The sequence below is a fragment of the Streptomyces sp. Ag82_O1-12 genome, from assembly GCF_900182715.1.
GTDB lineage: Bacteria > Actinomycetota > Actinomycetes > Streptomycetales > Streptomycetaceae > Streptomyces > Streptomyces massasporeus.
On sequence record NZ_FXUW01000001.1, the window covers coordinates 7056656 to 7083598 of the forward strand.

Genomic DNA, 26943 nt, shown 5'->3' on the forward strand with positions numbered 1-26943 from the left:
GAGACGTGAGAGGGTCTGGGGCGTGAGTGAGACACCGTCGAACACCCTGCAATACCGCTTTGACGGGCCAGAAGACGCCCCGGTCCTGATCCTCGGTCCCTCACTGGGGACCACCTGGCACATGTGGGACCGCCAGATCCCCGAGCTGATCAAGCAGTGGCGCGTCTTCCGGTTCGACCTGCCCGGCCACGGCGGCGCCCCCGCGTACCCGGCGGGGTCGGTGGGCGACCTCACCACGCGGCTGCTGGCCACCCTCGAAGGACTCGGCGTCCACCGATTCGGCTACGCGGGCTGCGCGCTCGGCGGCGCCGTCGGCATCGAGCTGGCCCTGCGCCACCCGGAGCGGCTCGCCTCGCTCGCGCTGATCGCCGCCTCGCCGCGCTTCGGCACGGCCGACGAGTTCCGGCAGCGGGGCGTGATCGTCCGCACCAACGGCCTCGACCCCATCGCCCGTACCGCGCCCGAGCGCTGGTTCACCGGCGGGTTCGCCGCCGCGCAGCCCGCGATCACCGAGTGGGCCGTGCAGATGGTGCGGACCACCGACCCCGGCTGCTACATCGCCTCCTGCGAGGCGCTCGCCTCGTTCGACGTCCGCCCCGAGCTCGGGCGGGTCGGCGTGCCGACCCTGGTCCTGGTCGGCTCGGACGACCAGGTCACCGGCCCCGCCGAGGCCCGCACGCTGGTCGCGGGGATCCCGGACGCGCGCCTCGCGGTCGTCCCCGGCGCCTCCCACCTGGTCCCGGTGGAGCAGCCCGCGGCCGTCACCGACCTGCTGGTGCGGCACTTCTCCACCGCCTGGCAGCCCGCGTTCGAGACCTCCACCGGCCAGAACGTCCTGCCTCCGGTCGCCCTCAAGCCGGTCCTGTCGCCCGCCCCGCCGCAGCCCCCGCAGACCGGGCCCGTCGCCGAGATCGCCCCGGTCGCCGTACCGCCGCAGGCGCAGGGGCGGCCCGACCCGTACGACGCCGGGATCAAGGTCCGCCGCGAGGTGCTGGGCGACGCGCACGTCGACCGGGCGCTGGCGCAGGCCGACGAGTTCTCCGGGGACTTCCAGGAGTTCATCACCCGCTACGCCTGGGGCGAGATCTGGGACCGCCCCGGCCTCGACCGGCGCACCCGCAGCTGCATCACCCTCACCGCCCTGGTCGCCGGGGGGCACCTGGACGAGCTGGCCTTCCACACCAGAGCCGCCCTGCGCAACGGCCTCACCCCGGGCGAGATCAAGGAAGTGCTGCTCCAGGCGGCCGTCTACTGCGGCGTCCCCGCCGCGAACAGCGCGTTCAAGGTGGCCCAGCAGGTCATCCGCGAGGAGACCACGCCGCAGGAGTGAGCCTCTTCACGGGGCCCGAGGCAGGATGGAGACCATGAAGCTCACGAAGAAGTCGCACGCCTGCGTCCGCCTGGAGAAGGACGGCCGGACGCTCGTCCTCGACCCCGGCGGGTTCAGCGAGGAGGACGCAGCGCTCGGCGCGGACGCCATCCTCGTCACCCACGAGCACCCCGACCACTTCGACGAGCTCCGCCTGCGCGCCGCGATGGAGGACAACCCGGCCGCCGAGATCTGGACCCTCAAGGCGGTCGCGGAGAGGATCTCCTCCGCCTTCCCCGGCCGCGTCCACACCGTCGGCCACGGCGACACCTTCTCCGCCGCGGGCTTCGACGTCCAGGTCCACGGTGAGCTCCACGCGGTGATCCACCCGGACATCCCGCGCATCACCAATGTCGGTTACCTCGTCGACGGCGGCACGGTCTTCCACCCCGGCGACGCCCTCACCGTCCCCGACCACCCCGTCGAGACGCTGCTGCTTCCGGTCATGGCCCCCTGGAGCAAGATCTCCGAGGTCATCGACTACGTCCGTGAGCTGAGGCCGCGGCGCGCCTACGACATCCACGACGCCCTGCTCACCGACCTGGCCCGCCCGATCTACGACCGGCAGATCGGACAGCTCGGCGGCTCCGAGCACCTGCGGCTCACCCCGGGAGCGTCGGCGGACCTCTGACGCCGGGACGGCGTTGTCAGACCCGCCGGGTAGGTTGTGGGACATGCGCATCGCGACCTGGAACGTGAACTCGATCACCGCCCGCCTGCCGAGGCTCCTGGCCTGGCTGGAGAGCAGCGGCACGGACGTGCTGTGCCTCCAGGAGGCCAAGGTCGCCGAGGAGCAGTTCCCGTCGGAGCAACTGCGCGAGCTGGGCTACGAGTCGGCGGTCCACGCGACCGGCCGGTGGAACGGCGTGGCGGTGCTCTCCCGCGTCGGCATCGAGGACGTCGTCAAGGGTGTGCCCGGCGACCCCGGGTTCGACGGTTCGGTGGAGCCCCGCGCCATCTCGGCGACCTGCGGCCCGCTCCGCGTCTGGTCGGTCTACGTGCCGAACGGCCGTGAGGTGGACCACCCGCACTACGCCTACAAGCTCCAGTGGTTCGAGGCGCTCAAGGCCGCCGTCGCCGGGGACGCGGCGGGCAGCCGCCCCTTCGCGGTGATGGGCGACTACAACGTGGCGCCGACGGACGACGACGTCTTCGACCCGGCCTTCTTCGAGGGCTCCACCCACGTCACCCCGGCCGAGCGCGCCGCCCTGGCCTCCCTGCGCGAGGCGGGCCTGTCCGACGTGGTCCCGAGGCCCCTCAAGTACGACCACCCGTTCACGTACTGGGACTACCGCCAGCTCTCCTTCCCGAAGAACCGCGGCATGCGCATCGACCTAGTCTACGGCAACGCGCCCTTCGCGAAGGCAGTCAGCGACGCGTACGTGGACCGCGAGGAGCGCAAGGGCAAGGGCGCGTCCGACCACGCGCCCGTGGTCGTGGACCTGGACGTCTAGGGCCTGTCGCCCAGGGGCCGCAGCAGCCGCAGGTCGACCGAGTCCGCCAGGGCCGCCAGCCCCGTGTCGCCCGGATGCAGATGGTCCCCGCTGTCGTAGGCGGGGAGCATCCGGGCGGGCCGCCCGGGATCACGGACCACCGCGTCGAAGTCGAGCACGCCGTCGAAGATCTCGCCGTCGCGTATCCACGCGTTCACGGCGACCCGCTCGGCGTCGACGGCGGCCGTGCACCGTGCCTCGCCCTCGCAGGGCAGGATCGTCGCGGCGAGCATCCGCAGCCCCCGGGCGTGCCCGCGCGCCGCGAGCTCCCGCAGCCCCGCGATCACCTGCTCCGCGGAGGTGCCCCACCGCAGGTCGTTGATGCCCTCGAAGACGACGGCCGTACGGGGCGACGGCTGGGCGAGGACGTCCCGGTCGAAGCGGTTGAGGGCGCTCACCCCGGCCGTGTCCGTGGACACCCCGTCGCCGGGGTACCGGTCGGTGACCACGCGGTTGCCCGAGACGCCCAGGTTCAGCACGCCGTAGCGCGGGACGGTGTCCTGCTTCAGGAGCCGGCCGGCCAGGACGTTCGGCCAGCGCCGGTTGGCGTCCACCGTCGACTTGTCGCCGTCGGTGATCGAGTCCCCGAGCAGCACCACGGACCCGGGCCCGCCGCTCACGTCGACCCCGGCGAGCAGCGGCCAGCGGGTGATCATCGAGGTGTACGCCCCGGCGGCGCCCTCCGCCGTGTGGTCGCCTGGCTCGCTGACGTAGGAACGCTGCTGCGCGAGACCGTGCACGGGCGCCGCGGAAACCGTCCCGGGCAGGTGGAAGCTCACCAGCAGATTGGCGTCCGCAGGGACGGAGAAGCCGAGCGGATCGCTGTACGCCTGCGCCCCGGCGGGGATCGTCACGCCCGTACCACCGCCGAACGACAGCGCCACCGGCGTGCTCCGCGAGGCCGCGCCGTTCGCCTGTACCGCGACCGTGGCGCTCCCGATCCGTACCGGAGCCGCAGCGAAGGTGTTGTCGAACCGCACCCGCACCCGGGGCCCGCCGGCCGAGGTGTGCACGACCAGTCGCAGGGTCCGGTCCGTCCAGGGGCCCACGGCGGCGTGACCGCCCGTGGCCGTCGCCCAGCTGCCCGTCCAGCCCTGCGTGGCGGTCCGCACCGACACCGCGAAGACGTGCAGTCCGGCCGCGCTCGGCAGCCGGACGGATGTCACCGCGCGGCCCGGAACCAGCGGCACCGTCACGACGTACAGGCGGGCCTGCCGGGCGAGTTGGCCGCCCGGCGTGTTGATGTGGGGCAGGCCCACCGCCTTGGTCGCCAGCGGCCCGGTGAGCCAGTCGGGCGCGGTCAGCCGGTACCCGGAGCGGGTGCCGTTCGCGTATGTGACCGTGCCCGGGCCGCCCACCTCGGTGCCGGCGGTGCCCGCCACCAGGAAGGCCAGGGCGTCCCCGCGCCCCGTGACCCGGACGTCCTGCCCGGCGGCGCGGACGTTGTCCCGCTCCCCGGGCTGCCGCTTCGGCCAGGTCAGCCGGGCGCCCCGCACGGTGAGGGCGCGGCCGGGCGTCCAGCCCGCGGCGCTCAGGTCCCGCGCCGACAAGGAGGCGCCGGACCCGTCGAAGTCGGCCTCCTCGGCGGAGCCGTCCTCGCTGACCGCCACGTTGTCGAACAGCCGCTCAAGCGGCACCGGCGCGGCCCGCCCCTCCTCCCCGGCGGCATGCGCCGACACCGCTGGGACCAGCGACCCGCACAGGGCCAGGACGACCAGGATCCCCCGGACACATCGGCGCACGGCCGACTCCTCCCGCTCATCGACACACGACGCGACACCAACAAACGCAGGGACGGAACTGAAAAGGTAACGACGGCCGAGACGCAAGACGCACGGTGAAGTTAGGGAGACGGGAGTGACCCGTCAACGCACGCGGCGTGAACTCGGCCTGAACCCGCCCGGGATCGACGGGTCCGCGCGCCCTGTGGTGCGTACGGCGGTACGAATGACACGCTGGACGTATGAACATCCCTTTCCTGGGCAACCGGCGCCAGAAGGTCGGGGTCCCCGATCCGGCAGGCATCGCGGAACTCCTCGCCGAGTGTGAACTGCTCCGCTCCCAGGCGTCCCGGGCGGGAGTCCGGCTGGACGACACGGCTGCCTCGCTGGAGGCGCTCGACCAGCTCCTGCCGCGCTGGCGGGACGACGAGGACACCCTGACCTGGCTCGGCAACGACGCCGGTCTCTACCTGGGCAGCGTCATCGTGCGCAGCGTCGCGGGCGCCGCCTGGGAGATCCGTCCCGACGGACAGCCCGTCGTACGCCTGGACTCCGGCCGTGAGTTCGACGTCGTCGACGCCGGCCACGAGTGGGCCGCGTACGGGGTGCCCGAGCTGTCGCAGCTGTACGCGGAAGTCGCGGAGTCGTGAGCGCCATGGCCACAACCTTTGGCCCAAAGTCCGACGTAAATACGGCTAATGATCGAAAAGTGCGTGTCGCCCGACAAGTCCGATCTTGCCTGGATACGTTGCGGCAACCACCACACAGCTGAGAGTGAGTAGGGCTGAGTATGGCCGTCGAGCCGCTGATCGAGCTGCGTGACGTCAACAAGCACTTCGGGGAGCTGCATGTCCTGCAGGACATCAACCTCACCGTCGGCCGGGGGGAGGTGGTCGTGGTGATCGGCCCGTCGGGGTCGGGGAAGTCGACCCTCTGCCGGGCGATCAACCGGCTGGAGACCATCGAGTCCGGGGAGATCGTCCTCGACGGGCAGCCGCTGCCGGCGGAGGGCAAGCCCCTGGCCCGGCTGCGCGCCGACGTCGGGATGGTCTTCCAGGCGTTCAACCTCTTCGCTCACAAGACCGTCCTGCAGAACCTCTCCCTGGGGCAGGTCAAGGTCCGCGGGCGCCGGAAGGAGGACGCCGACAAGCGCTCCCGTGAACTCCTCGACCGGGTCGGCGTCGCCGACCAGGCGGACAAGTACCCGGCGCAGCTCTCCGGCGGTCAGCAGCAGCGTGTGGCGATCGCCCGCGCCCTGGCCATGGAGCCGAAGGCGATGCTCTTCGACGAGCCGACCTCGGCCCTGGACCCGGAGATGATCAACGAGGTGCTGGAGGTCATGAAGCAACTGGCCCGCGACGGCATGACCATGATCGTCGTCACCCACGAGATGGGCTTCGCCCGCTCGGCCGCCAACCGGGTCGTCTTCATGGCCGACGGCCGGATCGTCGAGGACCGCACCCCCGACGAGTTCTTCACCAATCCGAGCAGCGACCGCGCCAAGGACTTCCTCTCCAAGATCCTCAAGCACTGAACGGGCAGGCACCGGACGGCTCATCGCATCGGGCCTCGACTACGATGTGCCCTTCATCCCTGTCGGAGAGGGGGACTTCGCCGAAGGCTTCCGAACCCGTCAGGGGGTGAGCAGACCGCCCGCCCGGTCCGCGGGGCCATTCCCACCGGGTGCGGCCCCCACGGCCCGAAGGCCGCGGGGGCGGCGGTTCACATCGGCCAGGCCCGTCCGGCGGCAGCCGGAGATCACTGCTCGCGCAGCGGAACCGACACGTACGACGGGTCGTTCGCCGGCGAGGAGAAGGTCAGCTGCGCGCCGGACGGGTTGTGCTCGATGTAGAGCGGGTCGACCGTGTCGACGACCAGGGCGAGGCGATGCCCGGCCGGGACGTCGTAGGCCGTGGAGTGCAGCTCCAGGTCGACGCCGAACGGCTTTCCGGGGGTGCGCCCGTGGAAGGTGTACGGCGCGTGGGTGACCAGCTTGCCGAGGCCGAGCGGCCCCACGTCGTACAAGTAGGCGACGAGGGTGCCGCTCTCCTTGGTCGGGGTGAGGGTCGTGTGCAACGTCGTCGTTCCGCGTACCTGTTGGGCCGTGGCCGACTTCTGTGACTGCCACACGGCGGCCCAGCGGCGGGGGAGCAGCGGGATCGAGGCCATCGGCGGCAGCTGGGCCACCTGGTCGAGGATGCTGGACAGGAAGACGACACCGCCGTCCGCCCCCGAGTTCACGTTCGCGCGGATCGTGGTCGTGCCCCCCAGGGCGATCTTCCGGTCGGTCGCGGCGACCGATTTCCAATCCGGGTAGCCCTCGTAGCCGCCGGAGGAACGGGACTTGAGCTGGACGGGCTGCTCGCGGTCGATGCCGTTGTCCTCGCCCCTGAGGTAGTGGTCGAACCAGCGACCGGTGTCCTTCCAGACGTCGTTGGGCAGCCCGAACAAGCCGGTCAGCTCGGCGGTGGCGTGGTCTCCGGGCCGCATCTCCAGCCGCTTCGGGCCGGTCAGCTTTTCGTAGAAGTCGGCGTACTGGTTGGGCGGGAAGACGCTGTCACCCCAGGCGTTGGCGAGCATGATCGCCGCACCGTTCTCGTTGATCCGGTCGACGTAGGTCGCAGCGGAACGTTTCTTCCCCCAGGTGACGAGTTCCGGCTCCTTCGCCAGGTTGGAGCCGTAGAAGTCGTCGAAGGTCTGCCGGAGTTCCGCGCTCTGGCGGCCCGTCACCACGCTCGCGCCGTCCAGCAGGGCGGCGGCCTGGAGGTGCTGGGTGCGCCCGGCGTAGATCGAGCCGATCAGGTCGGCCCAGCCGCTGAGCGAGGCGACCGCCTTGATCCGCTTGTCGTGCGCGGCGGTGAGCAGGCTGATGCCCGCGCCGTAGGAGACGCCCGCCATGCCGATGTGCCCGGCGTCGGCGGGGGTGTGGGCGAGCGCCCAGTCGATGACCTTCGACGCGTCGGCGACGTCGGGTGGGCCCGCCACTTCTATCTCGCCGCCCGACTGCCAGAAGCCGCGCACGTTGTAGGTGACCACGACGTACCCGGAATCGGCGAGCTTCTGCGCCTGGGCCAGGTATTCGACCTGGGGGAGACCCCAGCTCGTGGGCATGACGAGCAGCGGGTAGCGGTCGGCGTCGCCGGCCCCGGCGGGGGTGACGACGTTGGCCTTGAGGACGGTACCGCCGTCGCCGGCGATGTCGACGAAGCGGATGGGGTTCGGGGCCGCCTGGGCGGTGGGGGTGAATCCGAGGGCGGTGCAGGCGACCAGAGTCGCCGAGACGGCGCCTACGGCGGTGGTGCGCAGGGCCTTGCGGTGGGGTCCCACGGTCACTCCTCACTCGTGTCAGTGCAAAGTGACCGAACGGTAACCTCGACCCTTTACCAGGGGTAACCCGTCGGTAAGTTACGTGCCAGTAACGATTGTTGAGCGGTGGAGGACCTCAGGAGGCGCGGTGTGTATTGCGTGGAGTCGCCGCCGTGGCGGCGGGCAGCGCGGTCTGCGCCGCGCGCGTCACGTCCTCCACCAGTTCGACGACGTCCGGACCGTACGCCTGCGAGTTGATCACCTTGAGCAGCAGCACGAACGAGCTGTTGCCGTACTTGCGGGTCAGGCGCTCGTGGTTGCGGGCCAGGTACCGCGTGGTCGCCTGGTTGGTGATCGAGGTCTGGCCGCAGAACAGGAACACGGGACGGGTGTTCTGGCTGCGCTCCGCCGTGACCCGGGCGAGCAGCGCGTACTCCTCCCTGCCGTTCTCCACGCGGTAGCGCTCGGAGCCCACCTGGAACGCGCCACGGTCCGGGCCCGGTTCGGAGTCGACGTTCACCCGCACCCCCGGCAGCAGGGAGGACAGATGGGCCGCCATCCGGCGGTTGGACGCCGGACCGCCCACGCAGAACTCGGTGCGCTCCCCGAAGCCCTGGCGTGCCGTGTCGTGCGGGAGTATCTGGGCGTGGGCGTTGCAGTCCTTGATCAGCGCGGCGAGTTCGAGCAGGGCGAACACGTCGTAGCGCATCACCGCGAGTTCGGGTCCCGTCGCGCCCCGGTTCACCACCAGCAGGGACTCGGAGTTGTCCGGCAGCCCGAAGAACACCTGCTTCCGGCGGAGCTTGCGCCGCCACAGGTAGGTGCGGGCCACCCAGCCGAGCGCGGCACTGATACCCGCCGCGACCACACCCAGAACGATGTTGCGCACGTCGTCATTCATGGGCGCGCATGGTAGCGGGCCCGACGCACCGGTGTTCGACGCCTGCCTGACGCGGCCATGGCGATGAATTAAGCTGCGCGGACGGCTTTGACTGGAGGTGCGGATGCGTCGCCCTGTGGCACGGAATCTGACGGTCCTGGCGGTTTCGGCCGCCGTGGTGGTGTCGGTCGGAGCGGCGGCGCCGCCACCCGCCGCGCAGAGCCCCGGCGGTGAGAAATCCCCGCTGGCCGTCGGCTACGGGGGCGCCGTCTCGAGCGTCGATCCCGACGCCTCCGCCGCCGGCATCGAGGTCCTGAGGAAGGGCGGCAACGCCGTCGACGCCGCCGTCGCCACGGCCGCCGCGCTCGGCGTCACCGAGCCCTACTCCGCCGGCATCGGCGGAGGTGGCTACTTCGTCTACTACGACGCAAAGTCCCGCACGGTCCGCACCATCGACGGCCGCGAGACCGCCCCGTTGAGCGCCGACAAGAACCTGTTCGTCGAGAACGGCAAGCCCCTCGCCTTCGCCGACGCCGTCAGCAGCGGCCTGAGCGTCGGCACGCCGGGCACGCCCGCCACCTGGCAGACGGCACTCGACCAGTGGGGCAGCAAGCGGCTCGCGAGTGTCCTGAAGCCGGCCGAGCGGCTGGCGCGCGACGGGTTCACCGTCGACGAGACCTTCCGCTCGCAGACGGCGTCCAACGAGGCCCGCTTCCGCTACTTCCCGGACACGGCCGACCTGTTTCTGCCGGGTGGACAGCTCCCCGTCGTCGGCTCCACCTTCAAGAACCCCGGTCTCGCCCGCACGTACGCGGAGTTGGGACACAAGGGCGTCGACGCGATCTACCGCGGCCGGCTCGGCCGGGACATCGTCGACACCGTCAACAAGCCGCCGGTCGATCCCGCCTCGGGCTGGAACGCCCGGCCCGGCGACCTGACCGCGAAGGACCTGGCCGCCTATCGCACCAAGCTCCAGGCGCCCACCAAGACCTCGTACCGCGGCCTCGGTGTCTACTCCATGGCGCCGTCCTCCTCCGGCGGCACGACCGTCGGTGAGGCGCTCAACATCCTGGAGCGGACCGACCTGTCCAAGGCGAGCAAGGCGAAGTACCTGCACCGGTTCATCGAGGCGAGCCGGATCGCGTTCGCGGACCGCGGCCGCTGGGTCGGTGACCCGGCCTTCGAGGACGTACCGACGAAGGAACTGCTGTCGCAGCGGTTCGCCGACTCGCGCGAGTGCCTCATCAAGGACGACGCGGTGCTCACGAGTCCCGTGGCGCCGGGGGACCCGCGCAACCCCGCGCGCTGCGGCTCGGGGGACAAGGCGGCCCCGACGACGTACGAGGGCGACAGCACCACGCACCTGACGGTGGCCGACAAGTGGGGCAACGTCGTCGCCTACACCCTCACCATCGAGCAGACCGGCGGCAGCGGGATCACCGTCCCCGGGCGGGGGTTCATCCTCAACAACGAGCTGACGGACTTCTCCTTCGCCCCGGCCAACCCTGCCGTGCACGACCCGAACCTGCCCGGGCCGGGCAAGCGGCCGCGGTCGTCGATCTCACCGACGATCGTGCTGGACCGGCACCACCAGCCCGTGGTGGCGCTGGGGTCGCCGGGTGGCGCGACCATCATCACGACCGTTCTGCAGACGCTCACCGGGTTCGTCGACCGGGGGCTGCCGCTGGTCGACGCGATCGCGGCGCCCCGGGCGAGTCAGCGGAACGCCGCGCAGACCGAGCTGGAGCCCGGGCTGTACGACAACGCCGCGTTGAGGAAGCAGCTCGAGGCGATCGGGCATTCCTTCAAGGCGAACCCGGAGATCGGTGCGGCCACGGGGGTGCAGCGGCTGCCGGGTGGGAAGTGGCTGGCAGCCGCGGAGACCGCCCGGCGGGGTGGGGGGTCGGCGATGGTGGTGCGGCCTGTGCGGTGACGCCGTGCGCGGGTGCGTGGGGGGCCGGTCGCGCCCCGCGGCGGAGCCGCGGACCGACACGGCCCCGCGCCCCTGACGGGGCGCTGGACCGACTGGCCCCGCGCCCCTAACGGGGCGCTGCGGGACTCTGTGTCCGGAACGTGAGTTTCCCGTCCTCCACGTCGACCGTCACCTCGCCGCCTTCGTCCACCCTGCCGTCCAGCAGCAGCCGGGACAGTTCGTTGTCCACCTCGCGCTGGATCGTGCGGCGCAGTGGACGGGCGCCGTACTCCGGCTGGTAGCCGCGGTCGGCCAGCCATTCCACCGCCCGGTCGGTGAAGGTCACCGTGATGCCCTTGCCCTGCACCAGGGACCGGGTGCGGTCCAGCAGGAGGTTGGTGATCCGGCGCAGCTGCTCCGTGGTGAGCTGGCGGAAGACGACGATCTCGTCGATGCGGTTGAGGAATTCCGGGCGGAAGTGCTCCCGCAGCGGGCGCAGGATCTGCTCGCGGCGGGCCTCCTCGTCCGCGTCGGCGCCGCCCGCGGCGAAGCCCGTCTGGGCGCCCCGGCGGGTGATCGCCTCGGAGCCGAGGTTGCTCGTCATGACGATGACGGTGTTGCTGAAGTCCACCGTGCGGCCCTGGGAGTCGGTCAGCCGGCCGTCGTCGAGGACCTGGAGCAGGATGTTGAAGACGTCCGGGTGGGCCTTCTCCACCTCGTCCAGCAGGAGCAGCGAGTAGGGGTGGCGGCGTACGACCTCGGTGAGCTGGCCCGCCTCCTCGTGGCCGACGTAGCCGGGCGGTGCGCCGATCAGCCGGCTGACCGTGTGGCGCTCCTGGTACTCGCTCATGTCGAGCCGGACCATGCGGTCCTCGCTGCCGAACAGGGCCTCGGCGAGCGCCCGGGCCAGTTCGGTCTTGCCGACGCCCGTGGGGCCGAGGAACAGGAAGCTGCCGATCGGCCTGTCGGGGGCCGCGAGCCCGGCGCGGGACCGCAGCACCGCGTCCGAGACGACCCGCACGGCCTCGTCCTGGCCGACCACCCGCTGGTGCAGATGCTCCTCCAGCCCCAGCAGTCGGTCCTTCTCCTCCTGGGTGAGGCTGGCGACCGGGATGCCGGTCTGCCGGGACACCACCTCGGCGATCGACTCGGCCCCGACCACCAGGTCCTGGCCCTCCTCGCCCTCGCTGTCCCCGCCGGCCTCGGTGATCCGCTGCTTCAGCTCCACGATCCGGTCGCGCAACTGGGTGGCCTCTTCGTACCTCTCGTCCGCGACGGCCTGGTCCTTGTCGCGGGTCAGCTGCTCCAGTTCCCGCTCCATGGCCCGTACGTCCGTGCCCTTGGTCCGGGCCCGCAACCGCACCCGGGCACCGGCCTGGTCGATCAGGTCGATCGCCTTGTCGGGCAGGCGGCGGTCGGTGAGATAGCGGTCCGACAGCTCGACGGCCGCGACCAGGGCCTCGTCGGTGTACCGAACCTGGTGGTGGGCCTCGTAGCGGTCCTGTAGGCCGCGCAGGATCTCGATCGCGTCCGCGGGGGTCGGCTCCGGCACCATGATCGGCTGGAAGCGGCGGGCCAGCGCCGCGTCCTTCTCGATGCGGCGGTACTCCTCCAGCGTGGTGGCGCCCACGATGTGCAGCTCGCCCCGGGCGAGGGCCGGCTTGAGGATGTTCCCGGCGTCCATCGAGCTGCCGTCGCCGCCACCGGATCCGGCGCCAACGACCGTGTGCAGCTCGTCGATAAAGACGATCAACTGGTCGGAGTGGGCGCGGATCTCGCCCATGATGTTGTTCATCCGCTCCTCGAAGTCACCCCGGTAGCGGGTGCCCGCGACCACGCCGGTGAGGTCCAGGGCGACCACGCGGCGCCCGATCAGCACATCGGGCACGTCCGCCTCGGAGATGCGCTGCGCCAGCCCCTCCACGATGGCCGTCTTGCCGACTCCCGCGTCACCGATCAGCACCGGGTTGTTCTTGCCGCGCCGGGACAGGACCTCGACGGTCTGCTCGATCTCCTGGTCCCGGCCGATCACCGGGTCGATCCGGCCCTGCCGGGCCAGCTCGGTGAGGTCACGGCCGTACTTGTCGAGGGTCGGCGTGTTCGTCGGGCGCGGACGCTCGGACTGGGGGACCTCCGGCGCCTCGGGCGGCTCGGACGGGGCGAAGCGGGCCGCGTTGAGGATGTGCCCGGCGGCGGAGTCGGGGTTCGACGCCAGGGCGCTCAGCACGTGCTCCGGACCGATGTAGCCGTAGCCGCGGGCCCGGGCCATGTCGTGCGCGTCCAGCAGGGCCCGCTTGGCGGCCGGGGTGAGGGAGAGCGCGGTCGGCGGCGGGGCGTCGTCCGGGGTGTGCTGGGCCGGCCCCGACCGGTCGTCGATCTGCGACGCCAGCGAGTCGGGGTTCGCGCCGGCCTTGGTGAGCAGGGTGCGGGTGGGTTCGGTGGCGAGCGCCGCCCGCAGCAGATGCTGGGTGTCGAGGTCCCGGCTGCCGTGCTCGGCGGCGTACTGGGCGGCGCCGCGGACGAGTTCCCGGGCCGGCTGACTCAGCAGCCGCCCGAGATCGATCTGCCGGGGACCGGGACGCGGTCCGCCGAAGAACCGTGCGAGGAATTCTCCGAAGGGATCCGAGCCGTAGCCCTCCGGGCTGGTGAAGCCGCTGCTCATGGGCCTTCCGTTCCCGGCGTCCCCGGCGCGCGGGCGGGGGACGCCCTCGCTGGTCGACGTGCCGGGGTCGGGTAACCCGGGTGGCAGCCGGTTACACCTGGGGCGCGCTCGTAGAACACCTTCGCACGATCGTCGGCCAGGGGCACCTTTGGGATGTATCCGGGTAATTCCGGCGCGGGTCAGCGTGCGGTCAGGATCCTCGGCCCCGAGTCCGTGATCGCCACGGTGTGCTCCGCGTGAGCCGCGCGGGAGCCGTCGTTCGTCTTCAGGGTCCAGCCGTCGGGGGCCGCGTGGTAGTCGTCCGTGCCGCCCGCGACGACCATGGGTTCGATCGCCAGCACCATGCCGTGCCGGAGCCGCATGCCCCGCCCCGGGCGGCCCTCGTTGGGCACCCCGGGGTCCTCGTGCATACGGCGGCCGATGCCGTGGCCGCCGAAGCCGTCCGGGATGCCGTAGCCGGCGCCGCGGCAGATCGTGCCGATCGCGTGGGCGATGTCGCCGATCCGGTTGCCCACGACGGCGGCCTCGATGCCGGCCGCGAGGGCCCGCTCGGCGGTGTCGATCAGGCGGAGGTCCGCCGCGCGCGGGGTCCCCACGACGAAGCTGAGCGCCGAGTCGCCGACCCAGCCGCCCAGTTCGGCGCCGAAGTCGATGGAGACCAGGTCGCCGTCGCGCAGGCGGTAGGGGCCCGGGACGCCGTGCACGATCGCGTCGTTGACCGAGACGCACAGGACGGCGGGGAAGGGAGTCGGCGCGAAGGACGGCCGGTATCCCAGGAAGGGCGAGGTCGCGCCCGCCTCGCGGAGCACGCCGTGCGCCACCTCGTCCAGCTCCAGCAGGGAGACGCCCACGGCGGCGGCCTTCTGTGCGGCCGTCAGGGCCCGGGCGACGACCTGGCCCGCCTCGTACATCGCGTCGATAGAAGTGTCTGTCTTCAGTTCCACCATTCCAATTACTATACCGGTATTAGAATGGGGGCATGGTGCGCACCCCTCTCACCCCCGAAGAGCGCGAACGCGGCGAGCGGCTCGGCCGGCTGCTGCGCGAGGCGCGTGGTGGCCGGAGCATGACGGAGATCGCGGCGAGCGCGGGCATCTCCGCGGAGACCCTCCGGAAGATCGAGACCGGCCGGGCCCCGACTCCGGCCTTCTTCACGGTGGCCGCGCTGGCCGGAGTCCTCGGGCTGTCCATGGACGATCTGGCCGGGCAATGCGTGTTGGTGCCCCTTTGAGGCACCCGCGCCGCGTGTGAAAACTCCCCGTAGCACGTCCGTAACACGACTGGTGTTGCCTACGGGGCGGAATGCTCCGGCCTCACGGGAGTTGAGCGATGGCGGCGGATCAACTCCCGGCTGAAGTCGGGGAGTTCGCGACCTACCTGGACGGTCTGCTGGCACGCCTCGACCCGTCCGGCGGTTGGTGCGCGGTGTTCTGGCAGCGCGACCCTGAGGGCATGCGGGCCTGTCTCGACGGGCGTGACATGCCGCCCTGGGACGTGGTCGAGGCGCTGCTGCGGGACCTCGCCGGGCAGTACGGCCCGGGCGGAGCCGGCCCGGAGACGGAGCGCGCTCGCGCCCTGCACGCCGCCGCGCTCGCCGTGTACGACACCCGGCCCGGGGGCCGCGACGCCCTCGGCGACCGCCTCGACGTCATGCTCCGCGAACAGAAGTACGCCGCCGAACGCCAGGCCTCCCTCGCCCGCCAGCTGACCTCGGCCGCGACCCCCGAACAGGCCGACGCCCTGCGCCTGGACCTGGCCTGGGCACGCGACGACCACGAACGCGCCTCCGCCCGCTGCGCGGAGCTCCGCGCACGGCTGGCGCACGCCGACCGGCACGAGCGGGGGGTGGCCCTGGCGGAGTGGGGAGAGCGGGGTGTGCGCCCGGCGGAGTGGGGAGAGCGGAGTGTGCCCCCGGCGGAGTGGGACGACGATTCCGGACTGCGCGGTGCCGGGACGGGATCGCCGGTTGCCGCTCCGCGGCGCGGCGGCACGGGCTCGACGGCGTCGGGCGGGTACGGCGCCGCCGACCCGGAGGCCGGGGGGCCCGGCGGGCACAGCCCGGCCGCCCGAGGCGTTTCCGAAGAGGCGGCCACGGGTGTCGCACCCGACCGGGCCCCGGGCCCCTCGGGCCGCCCCGGCACCGTCGCCCGGGGGACCGGATGGCCCGCCCGGCAGCACTCGCAGAGCCGTAGCGCTTTCGGAGAACCCACCGCCGGGGCCTCACCCGAGGGGTTCACCCACCCGGCCGGTTCCGGCTCGGGGTGGCAGGCACAACAGTGCTCGGCAGACCGGTCCGGCTCCGGTGAGGCCGTGGTCAGGGCGACATCCGACGGGTTCGCCGGCCGGGACGGGGCTGAGGCGGTGTGGCCCGGTGGGCGGCACCCGGCGGGCCGGTCCGGCTCGGGTGAGGCCGTGGTCAGGACGTCATCCGAGGGGTTCGCCGGCCGGGACGGGGCTGAGGCGGTGTGGCCCGGTGGGCGGCACCCGGCGGGCCGGTCCGGCTCGGGTGACGTGGTCGCGGGGGCCGTCCCCGACCTATTCACCGCCCCGGACGGTGCCGAGGCGGCGTGGCCCGGCGGGCAGCACCCGGGAAGCCGGTCCGGCTCCGGTGACGTCGTCGCGGGGGCCGTCCCCGACCCATTCACCGCCCCGGACGGGGCCGAGGCCGGGCGGCGGGTCCAGGAGCGCGCCGTCAGCCGGAGTGAGCCCGGGGGAGTCCTCGCGGACGGCATGTCCGACGGGCTGAGTGCCCCAGCCCCTGAACCCCCCGCCCCCAAATCCCGCAAACGCCGGCGTGGCGGTGCTCGTTTCGCCGGGATGGTCGATGAGGAGGCCGCGCCCGTCGTCGTGCCGCCCGCTGCCTTACCGACCCTGCCCGCTCCCGCACCCGTGGCCCCCGGCCGTACTCCCAGAGGTGCGCGCTTCGCCTGGGCCGGCGAGGAGGAGGTGATGGAGCCGCCGGTGCGGGAGGGTGGTGCGGTCGGGGCCGTGGACCTGGCCGAGGTCGGGCGGACCGTCGACGTGCTGGCCCGGCTGCGGAGCGAGGGGCGCAGCGGGGAGGCCCACGCGTTGCTGGCCGAGGTCGCCTCGTGGGAGCCCGGCCGGCTTCCGCTGCTCGCGGAGCGGCTGCACCTCGCCGGGCTGGACGCCGACTGGCAGACGCTGCTGTGGGAGGCCGCCTCGCTGCCCGCCGGGCGGCTGGTCGCCGCCGCCGACGCGCTCGTCGAGGCCGGGAGGGCGGGGGATGGGCAGCAGATGCTGCGGCAGGGGGTCGCGCGGCCCCCGGGCGAGGTCGGAGAGGCCGTCCTCGGCCTGGCCGCCGAAAGGCGCCACCGTGAGGTGCGCGTCCTGCTGGACACGTACGTCAGGGCCCGTACCCCCGAGGAGGTCGCCCGCAGCGCCGAACCCGATCCGCGGCGCCTCGTGCCGCTCCTGCTGGAGGCCGCCCGGGGCGTGTCGGACGAGCGGCGGTGGGATCTCCTGCACGCCCTGCGGGTCGCTGGATTCGCCGCCTGACCGGCGAGCCGGCGCCCCGGGCGACTCACCCACAGGAGTGTGAATCGCGCAATGCCCCGCGGGTTGGCGACGATGGTCTTGGCAACCCCGTGCCAGAGGCTTACGTTCGTGGCTCTACGGCCCGCTTCTACGGGCGTAGAGGCGCAGACGTCGCGTCGAAGGAGCAGCTCATGGCCAACGTCGTACGTGCCGCCCTGGTCCAGGCCACCTGGACCGGCGACACCGAGTCCATGGTGGCGAAACACGAGGAGCACGCCCGCGAGGCGGCCCGCCGGGGCGCGAAGATCATCGGTTTCCAGGAAGTCTTCAACAGCCCCTACTTCTGTCAGGTCGAGGAGCCGGAGCACTACCGCTGGGCCGAGCCCGTGCCCGAGGGGCCGACCGTACAACGCATGCGGGCGCTCGCGCGCGAGACCGGCATGGTGATCGTCGCGCCGGTGTTCGAGGCGGAACAGCCCGGCTTCTACTACAACACCGCGGCCGTGATCGACGCCGACGGCACCTACCTCGGCAAGTACCGCAAGCACCACATCCCGCAGCTCAAGGGCTTCCGCGAGAAGTTCTACTTCAAGCCCGGGAACCTCGGCTGGCCCGTCTTCGACACGGTGGTCGGCAAGGTCGGCGTGTACATCTGCTACGACCGCCACTTCCCGGAGGGCTGGCGGCAGCTCGGCCTGGCCGGGGCCCAGCTGGTCTACAACCCCTCGGCGACCCACCGGAGCCTGTCCTCCCACCTGTGGCGGCTGGAGCAGCCCGCCGCCGCCGTCGCCAACGGGTACTACATCGCCGCGATCAACCGCGTCGGGCAGGAGGAGTACGGCGACAACGACTTCTACGGCACGAGCTACTTCGTCGACCCGCGCGGGCAGTTCGTGGGGGACCTCGCCAGCGACAGGGAGGAGGAGCTCGTGATCCGGGACATCGACCTCGACCTCATCGAAGAGGTACGGCAGACGTGGGCCTTCTACCGCGACCGCCGCCCCGACGCCTACGAAGGGCTGGTGCAGCCGTGACCAACGACCTCCTGGGCCGCCACCGGGCCGTGCTCCCCGACTGGCTCGCCCTCTACTACGAGGAGCCCCTCGAACTCACCCACGGCGAGGGCCGCCACGTCTGGGACGCCCAGGGCAACCGGTACCTCGACTTCTTCGGCGGCATCCTCACCACCATGACGGCGCACGCGCTGCCCGAGGTGACCAAGGCGGTGAGCGAGCAGGCCGGGCGGATCATCCACTCCTCGACCCTCTACCTCAACCGCCCGATGGTCGAACTCGCCGAGCGTATCGCCCAGTTGAGCGGCATCCCGGACGCCCGCGTCTTCTTCACCACGTCCGGCACCGAGGCCAACGACACCGCCCTGCTGCTGGCCACGGCGTACCGGCGCAGCAACACGATCCTCGCGATGCGCAACAGCTACCACGGCCGCTCCTTCAGCGCCGTCGGCATCACCGGCAACAGCGGCTGGTCGCCGACCTCGCTGTCCCCGCTCCAGACGCTCTACGTCCACGGCGGCGTGCGCACCCGCGGCCCGTTCGCCTCCCTCAGCGACGAGGCCTACATCGCCGCCTGCGTCGAGGACCTGAAGGACCTGCTCGGCCACACCCGCGCGCCGGCCGCGCTGATCGCCGAACCCGTCCAGGGCGTCGGCGGGTTCACCGCGCCGCCGGACGGGCTGTACGCCGCCTTCCGCGAGGTGCTGCACGAGCGCGGCATCCTGTGGATCGCCGACGAGGTGCAGACCGGCTGGGGCCGCACCGGCGAGCACTTCTGGGGCTGGCAGGCGCACGGGCAGAGCGGACCGCCCGACATCATGACCTTCGCCAAGGGCATCGGCAACGGCATGTCCATCGGCGGGGTCGTCGCCCGCTCCGAGATCATGAACTGCCTTGACTCCAACAGCATCTCCACCTTCGGCGGCACCCAGATCACCATGGCGGCGGGCCTCGCCAACCTCAACTACCTGCTGGAACACGACCTCCAGGGCAACGCCCGGCGCGTCGGCGGCCTGCTCATCGAGCGGCTGCGGGGCGTCGCCGCGCAGGTCCCGGCCGTACGCGAGGTACGCGGACGCGGGCTGATGATCGGCATCGAGATCACGAAGCCGGGGACCGACGAGGCCGATCCGCGCACCGCGGCGGCCGTGCTGGAGGCGGCCCGCGAGGGCGGCCTGCTGATCGGCAAGGGCGGCGGGCACAACACCAGTTCGCTGCGCGTCGCACCGCCGCTGTCCCTCAACGTCGCGGAGGCCGAGGAGGGCGCCGCGATCCTCGAGAACGCTCTGAGGAGCATCCAGTAGCAGTGCACTGAGCAAGGGATACGGCGCCATGACCATCACCCTGGATTCCCTGGAGCCCGCGCTGTCCGTGCGGCGGGTCCTCACCCTGGAGCGGGTGCTCGCCGGGGAGCCCGAGGTGGTGGCGGGCGCGAGCCATCTCGACCGGCTGGTGCGCTGGGTGCACGTCGCCGAGGCCGCCGATGTCGGGGTGATGCTCACCGGCGGCGAGATGGTCCTCACCACCGGTGTGCTGCTCGCCGGCGACGAGGACAAGCAGGCCGAGTACGTCCGGTCGCTGCACCGCGCGGAGGCCGCCGCCGTCGTCCTCGGACTCGGCCGCGCCTTCCCCGCGGCGCCGGACGTGATGCGCCGGGCGGCCGAGCGGTGCGGACTGCCGATGGTCGTCCTGCACCGGCCGTTCCCCTTCGCCGAACTGACCGAGGAGGTCCAGTCGCGGCTGGTGCGCCGCAAGTTCGCCGCCGTCAGCCTCTCCGAGGCCGTCCGCACCGAACTCACCGCCCTCATCACCGCCGGCGCCCCGCTGCAACGCCTGCTCGACGAGATCGCCCGGCACAGTGCCTGCCCGGTCGTCGTCACCAACCTCGCCCACCGCGTCCTCGGCACGGCGGGGGAGCGGCCCGCGGTGGACGACGTGTTGCGCGACTGGGAGCGCATCGCCCGGCAGGCCGGCGGCACCGAGGGCGACGGCTGGATCCGGGCCGAACTGGGTGGGCGCGGGGAGCGCTGGGGCCGGATCGTGCTGTGCGGCTACCGGGGCGACACCGCCACCGGACGGCTGCTGGCCGACCGCGCCGCCGAGGCCCTCGTCCTGCACCGCATGCTCGGCGGCGGCGCCGCGTGCTCCTGGGAGGAGCAGTCCGCGCAGAGCCTGCTGACCGACCTGGTCAGCGGCGTCGTACCGGCACGGCAACTGCTGCCCCGGGCCCGGGCGGCCGGGCTGCCGGTCAACCGGCGCACCTTCGTGCCGCTGGTCGTCCGCGACGGCGACCCGGCCCGCCTCGAACGGCTCCTGCGGCTGCTGGGCCTGCCCGGGCTGGTCGCCGAACTCGCCGACGGGGCCACCGCCGTGCTGCTCAGCCTGCCCCGGGACCAGGACGCGGGCGCCCTGGCCGTGCACTTCGCGACCCGGCTGCGCACCGAGACCGGCCCGGACCACACGGTCGTGGCGGCGGCCGAACCCCGCGCCGCCTGGGACGACGTACCCACCGGACTGCGCGAGGCCCAGCACGTCGCGGACGCCGTCGCCGACTCCTCCGCCGTCCTCGACCTCCCGCCGGTCGTACGCCTGAAGGACGTCCATCTGCGGGGCCTGGTCCGGCTGCTGCGCGACGACCCGCACGTGCAGTCGTTCGCGGAGCGGGAGCTGGACGGGCTGCTGCGCGAGACCGACGAGGACCTGCTGCCGGTCCTGCGCACCTACCTCGCCACCGGCCGCAACAAGTCCCGCACCGCCCAGCTCCACCACGTCTCCCGGCCGGCCCTCTACCGCCGCCTGGAGTCCATACAGGTCCGCCTCGGGGTGGACCTCGACGACTTCGAGCAGGCCGCCTCGGTGCACATCGCACTCCTCGCGCACGACGCGCAACAGCAGTGAAACACGCGACCACCTGGGAAAACGGCGGTGAAACATGGGCCCACGAAAGAGTGACACGGTGGCACGCCGCACGCCCTCGGACGTGACACGCTGCAACTCAAAGACGCCCTTCGCCCTCCCTAGGCTCACGGCACACCGAGCGACCGGAGGTCCCGATGAGCCGAGTGATCCGAGCCGCCGTCTTCCAGACCGCCTGGACGGGCGACAAGGAATCGATGATCCAGGTCCACGAACAGGCGGCCCGCGACGCCGCCGCGCAGGGCGCTCAAGTCCTGTGCTTCCAGGAGCTGTTCTACGGACCGTACTTCTGCCAGGTCCAGGACCCGGCCTTCTACGAGTACGCCGAGCAGATCCCCGAGGGCCCCATCGTCCGCCGCTTCCAGGCCCTCGCGAAGGAACTGGGCATCGTCCTGGTGCTGCCGATGTACGAGGAGGAGCAGCCCGGCGTCCTCTACAACACCGCCGCCGTGATCGACGCGGACGGCTCCTACCTCGGCAAGTACCGCAAGACCCACATCCCCCAGGTCAGGGGCTTCTGGGAGAAGTTCTACTTCCGCCCCGGCAACAGCGGCTGGCCCGTCTTCGACACGAAGGTCGGCCGTGTCGGCGTCTACATCTGCTACGACCGCCACTTCCCGGAGGGCTGGCGCGCACTCGGCCTCGCGGGCGCCGAGATCGTCTTCAACCCGTCCGCCACCTCCCGCGGCCTGTCCGGCTACCTCTGGCAGCTGGAACAGCCGGCGGCGGCCGTCGCCAACGAGTACTTCGTCGGCGCGATCAACCGGGTCGGTGTCGAGGAGTACGGCGACAACGACTTCTACGGCACCTCGTACTTCGTGGACCCCGAGGCCCAGTTCGTCGGCGAGGTGGCGAGCGACAAGGAGCCCGAACTGGTCGTCCGCGACCTGGACATGGCCAAACTCCGCGAGGTCCGCGACCGCTGGCAGTTCTACCGGGACCGGGCACCGGGCGCGTACGGACCACTGACGGCACCTTGATACGTCCGCGAGGGGAGCGACTTCAGGGGCGCGGGGCTGTATTCGACATGCGGCTACCGCCGCGCGAGCGCGACCAGCCACACACAACCGGCACCTACCGACCGCGAGGAGCGACCACGACATGAGCAGCCGTACAGTCATCCGCGGCGGCCTCGTCATCACCGCATCCGACGAGATCCACGCCGACGTCCTGATCGAGGACGGCCGAATCGCCGCCCTCGCCGCCTCCGGCACACCCGCCGCCGAATCCTTCACCGCCGACCGCGTCATCGACGCCACCGGAAAGTACGTCATCCCCGGCGGCGTAGACGCCCACACCCACATGGAGCTCCCCTTCGGCGGCACCTTCGCCTCCGACACCTTCGAGACCGGCACCCGCGCCGCCGCCTGGGGCGGCACGACGACGATCATCGACTTCGCCGTGCAGAGCGTCGGGCACAGCCTGCGCGAGGGCCTCGACACCTGGCACGCCAAGGCCGACGGCACCTGCGCGATCGACTACGGCTTCCACATGATCGTCTCCGACGTCAACGAGCACACGCTCAAGGAGATGGACCACCTGGTCGAGGAGGGCATCACCTCCTTCAAGCAGTTCATGGCCTACCCGGGCGTCTTCTACAGCGACGACGGCCAGATCCTGCGCGCCATGCAGCGCTCCGCCGACAACGGCGGCCTGATCATGATGCACGCCGAGAACGGCATCGCGATCGACGTCCTGGTCGAGCAGGCACTCGCCCGGGGCGAGAGCGACCCGCGCTACCACGGTGAGGTCCGCAAGGCCCTGCTGGAGGCCGAGGCCACCCACCGCGCCATCAAGCTCGCGCAGGTGGCCGGCGCGCCCCTGTACGTCGTGCACGTCTCGGCGACGGAGGCGGTCGCCGAGCTGGCCCGGGCCCGCGACGAGGGGCTGAACGTCTTCGGCGAGACCTGCCCGCAGTACCTGTTCCTGTCCACCGACAACCTCGCCGAGCCGGACTTCGAGGGCGCGAAGTACGTGTGCAGCACCCCGCTCAGGCCGAAGGAGCACCAGGCCGCACTGTGGCGGGGGCTGCGGACGAACGACCTCCAGGTCGTCTCCACCGACCACTGCCCCTTCTGCTTCACCGGCCAGAAGGACCTGGGCCGCGGCGACTTCTCCAAGATCCCCAACGGCCTGCCGGGCGTGGAGAACCGTATGGACCTCCTCCACCAGGCGGTCGTCGACGGGCACATCACGCGCCGCCGCTGGATCGAGATCGCCTGCGCGACCCCGGCCCGGATGTTCGGCCTCTACCCGAAGAAGGGCACCATCGCGCCGGGCGCCGACGCCGACGTCGTCATCTACGACCCGCACGCCGAGCAGGTCATGTCCGCCGAGACGCACCACATGAACGTCGACTACTCGGCGTACGAGGGCAAGCGCACCACCGGCCGGGTCGAGACGGTCCTCTCGCGCGGCGAACCCGTCATCACCGAGCGGGAGTACACCGGGCACGCCGGGCACGGCGTGTTCACCCCGCGATCCACCTGTCAGTACCTTAACTAGGAGTGGCGCAGATGGACTTCGGACTCGTGCTGCAGGCCGACCCGCCGGCCTCGCGGGTGATCAGCCTGATGAAGCGGGCGGAACGCAACGGCTTCACCTACGGCTGGACCTTCGACTCCGCCGTGCTGTGGCAGGAACCGTTCGTGATCTACAGCCAGATCCTCGCCAACACCACGACCCTGAAGGTCGGGCCGATGGTGACCAACCCGGGCACCCGCACCTGGGAGGTCACCGCCTCCACCTTCGCCACCCTCAACGACATGTTCGGCAACCGCACGGTCTGCGGCATCGGCCGCGGTGACTCCGCGATGCGCGTGGCCGGCCGCAAGCCCAACACCCTGGCCCGGATCAGCGAGGCCATGAAGGTCATCCGGGACCTCGGCAGCGGACGGGAGGCCGACCTCGGCGGTGGCACCGTCGTCCGCTTCCCGTGGATCGGTGAGGGCGCCGAACTGCCCGTGTGGATGGCCGCGTACGGCCCCAAGGCCCTGAAGATGGCCGGTGAGGAGGCGGACGGGTTCATCCTCCAGCTGGCCGACCTCTACCTCACCGAGTACATGGTCAAGGCCGTGAAGGACGCGGCCGTCGCCGCCGGCCGGGACCCCGCCGAGGTGACCATCTGCGTGGCCGCACCGGCGTACGTCACCGAGGACGACTCGCCCGAGGCGCTCGCCCACGCGCGCGAGCAGTGCCGCTGGTTCGGCGGCATGGTCGGCAACCACGTCGCCGACCTCGTCTCCAAGTACGGCGAGCACTCCGCCCAGGTCCCCGACGACCTCACCGAGTACATCAAGGCCCGCGAGGGCTACGACTACTCCCACCACGGGCGCAGCGGGAACCCCGACGCCCAGTTCGTGCCCGACGAGATCGTCGAGCGGTTCTGCCTGATCGGCCCGGTCGAGAAGCACATCGAGAAGCTGGACGCGCTGCGCGCGCTCGGCGTGGACCAGTTCGCCGTCTACGACATGCACGACGCGCAGGAGGCCGTGATCGAGGCCTACGGATCCCGGGTGATCCCGGCCGTCAACGGCTGACCTCCGCCGCCCCACCCCCTGTGAACTCCCCCTTCCCAGCGGCTCGGGAAGGGGGCCCAGGACGCTCCCCGCCGCACCCGGAGCGCACCCCCCATCGGCGTCACCGCACGGCCTTTCCCGTCCCACCTCCCCTGATTGGCCCGGCCCATGACCGATACCGCTCCCACGGCCCCACCGCCGCCCACTCAAGTCACCCGCGACGACGGCCGGGTGGAGATCGCCCCGGGCGCCCCCGCACCGACCGGCCCCTACGCCAACGAGGACCTGCTGCCGGTCCCGGTCGAGAAGCGCACCTGGACCACGTACAACTTCTCCGCGCTGTGGGTCGGCATGGCCCACAACACGGCCTCCTGGACCCTGGCCTCCGGGCTCATCGCCGTCGGCATGGACTGGAAGCAGGCGGTGCTCACCATCGCCCTGGCCAACGTCATCGTGCTGATACCGATGCTGCTCACCGGGCACGCCGGACCCAAGTACGGCATACCCTTCCCGGTCTTCGCCCGGGCCTCCTTCGGTATCCGTGGCGCCAACCTGCCCGCCGTGGTGCGGGCGTTGGTGGCGTGCGGCTGGTTCGGCATCCAGACCTGGATCGGCGGCGAGGCCATCTACTTCCTGGCCGGCAAGCTCATCGGCACCGGCTGGACGGACGCGGCGAAGGTCGGCGGCTACGCCTGGACCATGTGGCTGTCGTTCGCGATCTTCTGGGCGCTGCAGGTCGTCATCATCTACCGGGGCATGGAGACCATCCGCCGCTTCGAGAACTGGGCGGCGCCCTTCGTGCTCGTCGGCGCGTTCGTGATGCTGTGGTGGATGAGTGACAAGGCGGGTGGCTTCGGCCCGCTGTTCGACCAGCCCTCCAAGCTCGGCTGGGGCGCGGACTTCTGGAAGCTGTTCGCCCCCGCCCTGATGGGCATGATCGGCTTCTGGTCCACCCTGTCGCTGAACATCCCCGACTTCACCCGCTACGGCAAGAGCCAGAAGGCGCAGACCCGGGGCCAGGCGCTCGGCCTGCCGACCACCATGACCCTCTTCGCGTTCCTGTCGGTGATGGTCACCTCGGGCTCCCAGGCCGTCTACGGCGAGGCCATCTGGGACCCGGTGCAGCTCGCGGCGAAGACCGACAGCACCGTGGGTCTGCTCTTCGCGCTGGTCACCGTCCTGGTGGCGACGCTCTCCGTCAACGTCGCGGCCAACCTGGTCTCACCGGCGTTCGACTTCTCCAACATCGCGCCCCGCAGGATCAGTTTCAGGGCCGGCGCCCTCGCCACCTGCGTCCTCGGTGTGCTGATCTTCCCGTGGAAGCTGTACTCCGACCCGCAGGGCTACATCTTCACCTGGCTCGGGCTGGTCGGCGGCCTGCTCGGCACCGTCGCGGGCATCCTCATCGCCGACTACTGGATCCTGCGCCGCGCCCGGCTCGACCTGGCCGACCTGTACCGCCCGGGCGGCCGCTACTGGTACGAGGGCGGCTGGAACTGGCGGGCCGTCGTCGCCTTCGCGGTCGGCGGGGTTCTCGCCGTCGGCGGCGCGAGCTTCAAGCCGCTGATCGACGGCCGTCCCGTCCCGGCGCTGGCCGATCTGGCCGACTACGGCTGGGCGGTGGGCCTGGGCACGTCGATGGTCCTGTACCTGGTGCTGATGGCCCTGCGGGGGCGGAGCACCGTCTGAGGAAGGCGGCGCGCTGGAGGGCGCTCAGCCCTTGTCGCTCTCCAGCGCGGCCACCGCTTCCTTCGCGGCCTTGATGGCGCCCTTGTTGATCGTGTCCGTGCTGGGCGCCTTCTTCGACTCGAAGTCACTGCCGTTGTAGGTGATCATCACCAGCGCGTTGGAGGCGCGGGCGATCACGACGCCCTCGCGGGTCTGCTGCTTGTCCTCGGTGGTGAGGTTGACTACGGAGTACGCGCTGTCGCCCAGACCGGGGACGGCCCCGCCGCCGCTCCTCTTGTCGAGGTGCGCCTCGTACGACTTCCGCGCGGCGTCGTCCGACTCCATGACCTCGTAGGACACGTCGAGCCAGCGGTAGTCGTACCCCTTGAGCGCGTTCCAGGAGCAGGTGCGGCGCAGCTCCGAGTCCGTGGACGGGATCTCCTTGCCGGCCGTCTTGGCACCCGGCACCAGCGACTCGATCGTCTTCTTGGCGACGCTCTCGCACGGGGCGGGCGCGGCCGAGTACGCCTTCGACACCGTCGACGTCGACGGGGTGGACGCGGACCGGTTCTCGGTCTTCTCCTCGGCCGGCTTGTGCTCGGCGGCCTGCGGCGCGGCGAACGGGCCGGACGACAGGGCCCAGCCCGCCGCGGCGAGCACCACCACCGGGGACAGACGGGCGGTCAGGGCGAGGGGCAGAGGTAGGGAACGCACGGCGCCCTTCTCGTGGGGGACGGAAGGTGCGGAGCGGGTCCGCACGGCGGACGGAACGACAGTGTCACACGAGTGTCTGTGGTGCGGAAGTGCGAACTCGCTCCGTGGCCGCGTGGTGACCATTCCTCATCGCCGGGCCTTGCGATATCGGCTGCTTGGGCGGCGAGTGGGGTGGTTTGCGCCGGACTGCGGCGGCCCCGCCTCGGGGGTATTGGGAACGTCTCGCGTCCGTGCCCTCTCTCCCCGGGCTTCTGACGACCTTTCGCCGCCCCCATT

21 protein-coding genes are annotated in these 26943 nt (G+C 71.7%); 15 read left to right on the forward strand and 6 right to left on the reverse strand.

The features are described 5' to 3' along the window. The first annotated feature begins 22 nt into the window (after nt 1-22). From pcaDC to QOL88_RS32195, 3 genes are read left to right on the forward strand one after another with little or no spacing between them, the layout of a single operon-like run. On the forward strand, nt 23-1330 hold the full coding sequence (gene pcaDC / locus QOL88_RS32185) for a bifunctional 3-oxoadipate enol-lactonase/4-carboxymuconolactone decarboxylase PcaDC (protein WP_097221768.1): 1308 nt from the start codon (nt 23-25) through the stop codon (nt 1328-1330). A 34-nt stretch (nt 1331-1364) separates the two neighbouring features. Then, nucleotides 1365-2000, forward strand: a complete 636-nt coding sequence (locus QOL88_RS32190; protein ID WP_097223274.1) for an MBL fold metallo-hydrolase — start codon at nt 1365-1367, stop codon at nt 1998-2000. A gap of 43 nt (nt 2001-2043) precedes the next feature. After that, on the forward strand, nt 2044-2823 hold the full coding sequence (locus QOL88_RS32195; protein ID WP_030855038.1) for an exodeoxyribonuclease III: 780 nt from the start codon (nt 2044-2046) through the stop codon (nt 2821-2823). Here QOL88_RS32195 and QOL88_RS32200 read toward each other — a convergent pair. Continuing rightward, nucleotides 2820-4604 (reverse strand): SGNH/GDSL hydrolase family protein, encoded by a 1785-nt coding sequence (locus tag QOL88_RS32200; protein WP_097221769.1) that lies wholly within the window; start codon nt 4602-4604, stop codon nt 2820-2822. The genes QOL88_RS32195 and QOL88_RS32200 overlap by 4 nt on opposite strands. A 221-nt stretch (nt 4605-4825) precedes the next feature. Here QOL88_RS32200 and QOL88_RS32205 point away from each other — a divergent pair, with 221 nt between their 5' ends. Together QOL88_RS32205 and QOL88_RS32210 are read left to right on the forward strand one after the other, a co-directional pair. Next, nucleotides 4826-5233, forward strand: coding sequence for a DUF6278 family protein (locus QOL88_RS32205; RefSeq protein WP_097221770.1), 408 nt, complete (start codon nt 4826-4828; stop codon nt 5231-5233). A 140-nt stretch (nt 5234-5373) separates the two neighbouring features. Further along, nucleotides 5374-6117, forward strand: coding sequence for an amino acid ABC transporter ATP-binding protein (locus tag QOL88_RS32210; protein WP_283445915.1), 744 nt, complete (start codon nt 5374-5376; stop codon nt 6115-6117). Between the two features lie 224 nt (nt 6118-6341). Here the strand turns inward: QOL88_RS32210 and QOL88_RS32215 are convergent, their stop codons facing one another. After that, nucleotides 6342-7910, reverse strand: a complete 1569-nt coding sequence (locus QOL88_RS32215; protein ID WP_097221771.1) for a CocE/NonD family hydrolase — start codon at nt 7908-7910, stop codon at nt 6342-6344. A 115-nt stretch (nt 7911-8025) separates the two neighbouring features. After that, entirely contained in the window at nt 8026-8790 is a 765-nt protein-coding gene (locus tag QOL88_RS32220; RefSeq protein WP_179879018.1) for a hypothetical protein, read from the reverse strand. A 103-nt stretch (nt 8791-8893) separates the two neighbouring features. On the opposite strand from QOL88_RS32220, the gene ggt reads away from it, so the two are divergent. Further along, entirely contained in the window at nt 8894-10702 is a 1809-nt protein-coding gene (ggt, locus tag QOL88_RS32225) for a gamma-glutamyltransferase (RefSeq protein WP_097221773.1), read from the forward strand. Between the two features lie 106 nt (nt 10703-10808). On the opposite strand, the gene QOL88_RS32230 is transcribed toward ggt, so the two are convergent. Beyond that, nucleotides 10809-13343 carry an ATP-dependent Clp protease ATP-binding subunit gene (locus tag QOL88_RS32230; RefSeq protein WP_097221774.1) on the reverse strand — a complete coding sequence of 845 codons (2535 nt, stop codon included), beginning with the start codon at nt 13341-13343 and terminating at the stop codon, nt 10809-10811. Between the two features lie 179 nt (nt 13344-13522). Beyond that, entirely contained in the window at nt 13523-14290 is a 768-nt protein-coding gene (gene map / locus QOL88_RS32235) for a type I methionyl aminopeptidase (protein ID WP_097221775.1), read from the reverse strand. Between the two features lie 32 nt (nt 14291-14322). Here map and QOL88_RS32240 point away from each other — a divergent pair, with 32 nt between their 5' ends. The 9 genes from QOL88_RS32240 to QOL88_RS32280 all read left to right on the forward strand — a co-directional run bounded on the left by QOL88_RS32240 (nt 14323) and on the right by QOL88_RS32280 (nt 25974). Next, nucleotides 14323-14574 (forward strand): helix-turn-helix domain-containing protein, encoded by a 252-nt coding sequence (locus QOL88_RS32240; protein WP_030855017.1) that lies wholly within the window; start codon nt 14323-14325, stop codon nt 14572-14574. A 98-nt stretch (nt 14575-14672) separates the two neighbouring features. Further along, nucleotides 14673-16859 carry a hypothetical protein gene (locus QOL88_RS32245; protein ID WP_097221776.1) on the forward strand — a complete coding sequence of 729 codons (2187 nt, stop codon included), beginning with the start codon at nt 14673-14675 and terminating at the stop codon, nt 16857-16859. Between the two features lie 170 nt (nt 16860-17029). Beyond that, nucleotides 17030-17872: a nitrilase-related carbon-nitrogen hydrolase gene (locus QOL88_RS32250; RefSeq protein ID WP_097221777.1), complete on the forward strand. Its 843-nt coding sequence runs from the start codon at nt 17030-17032 to the stop codon at nt 17870-17872. After that, nucleotides 17869-19155 (forward strand): aspartate aminotransferase family protein, encoded by a 1287-nt coding sequence (locus QOL88_RS32255; RefSeq protein WP_097221778.1) that lies wholly within the window; start codon nt 17869-17871, stop codon nt 19153-19155. Before QOL88_RS32250 ends, QOL88_RS32255 begins: the two co-directional genes overlap by 4 nt. Before the next feature lie 28 nt (nt 19156-19183). Beyond that, the gene (locus QOL88_RS32260) at nt 19184-20749 is read left to right on the forward strand and encodes a PucR family transcriptional regulator (RefSeq protein WP_097221779.1); all 1566 of its coding nucleotides are present in this window, start codon (nt 19184-19186) and stop codon (nt 20747-20749) included. 155 nt (nt 20750-20904) lie between these two features. Then, the gene (locus QOL88_RS32265; RefSeq protein ID WP_031109741.1) at nt 20905-21747 is read left to right on the forward strand and encodes a nitrilase-related carbon-nitrogen hydrolase; all 843 of its coding nucleotides are present in this window, start codon (nt 20905-20907) and stop codon (nt 21745-21747) included. A 121-nt stretch (nt 21748-21868) separates the two neighbouring features. After that, entirely contained in the window at nt 21869-23272 is a 1404-nt protein-coding gene (gene hydA / locus QOL88_RS32270) for a dihydropyrimidinase (RefSeq protein WP_097221780.1), read from the forward strand. Between the two features lie 11 nt (nt 23273-23283). Beyond that, nucleotides 23284-24306 carry a TIGR03842 family LLM class F420-dependent oxidoreductase gene (locus QOL88_RS32275; RefSeq protein ID WP_097221781.1) on the forward strand — a complete coding sequence of 341 codons (1023 nt, stop codon included), beginning with the start codon at nt 23284-23286 and terminating at the stop codon, nt 24304-24306. 147 nt (nt 24307-24453) lie between these two features. After that, entirely contained in the window at nt 24454-25974 is a 1521-nt protein-coding gene (locus QOL88_RS32280) for an NCS1 family nucleobase:cation symporter-1 (protein WP_097221782.1), read from the forward strand. Between the two features lie 24 nt (nt 25975-25998). On the opposite strand, the gene QOL88_RS32285 is transcribed toward QOL88_RS32280, so the two are convergent. Next, nucleotides 25999-26667, reverse strand: coding sequence for a hypothetical protein (locus QOL88_RS32285; protein ID WP_097221783.1), 669 nt, complete (start codon nt 26665-26667; stop codon nt 25999-26001). Nucleotides 26668-26943 lie beyond the last annotated feature (276 nt).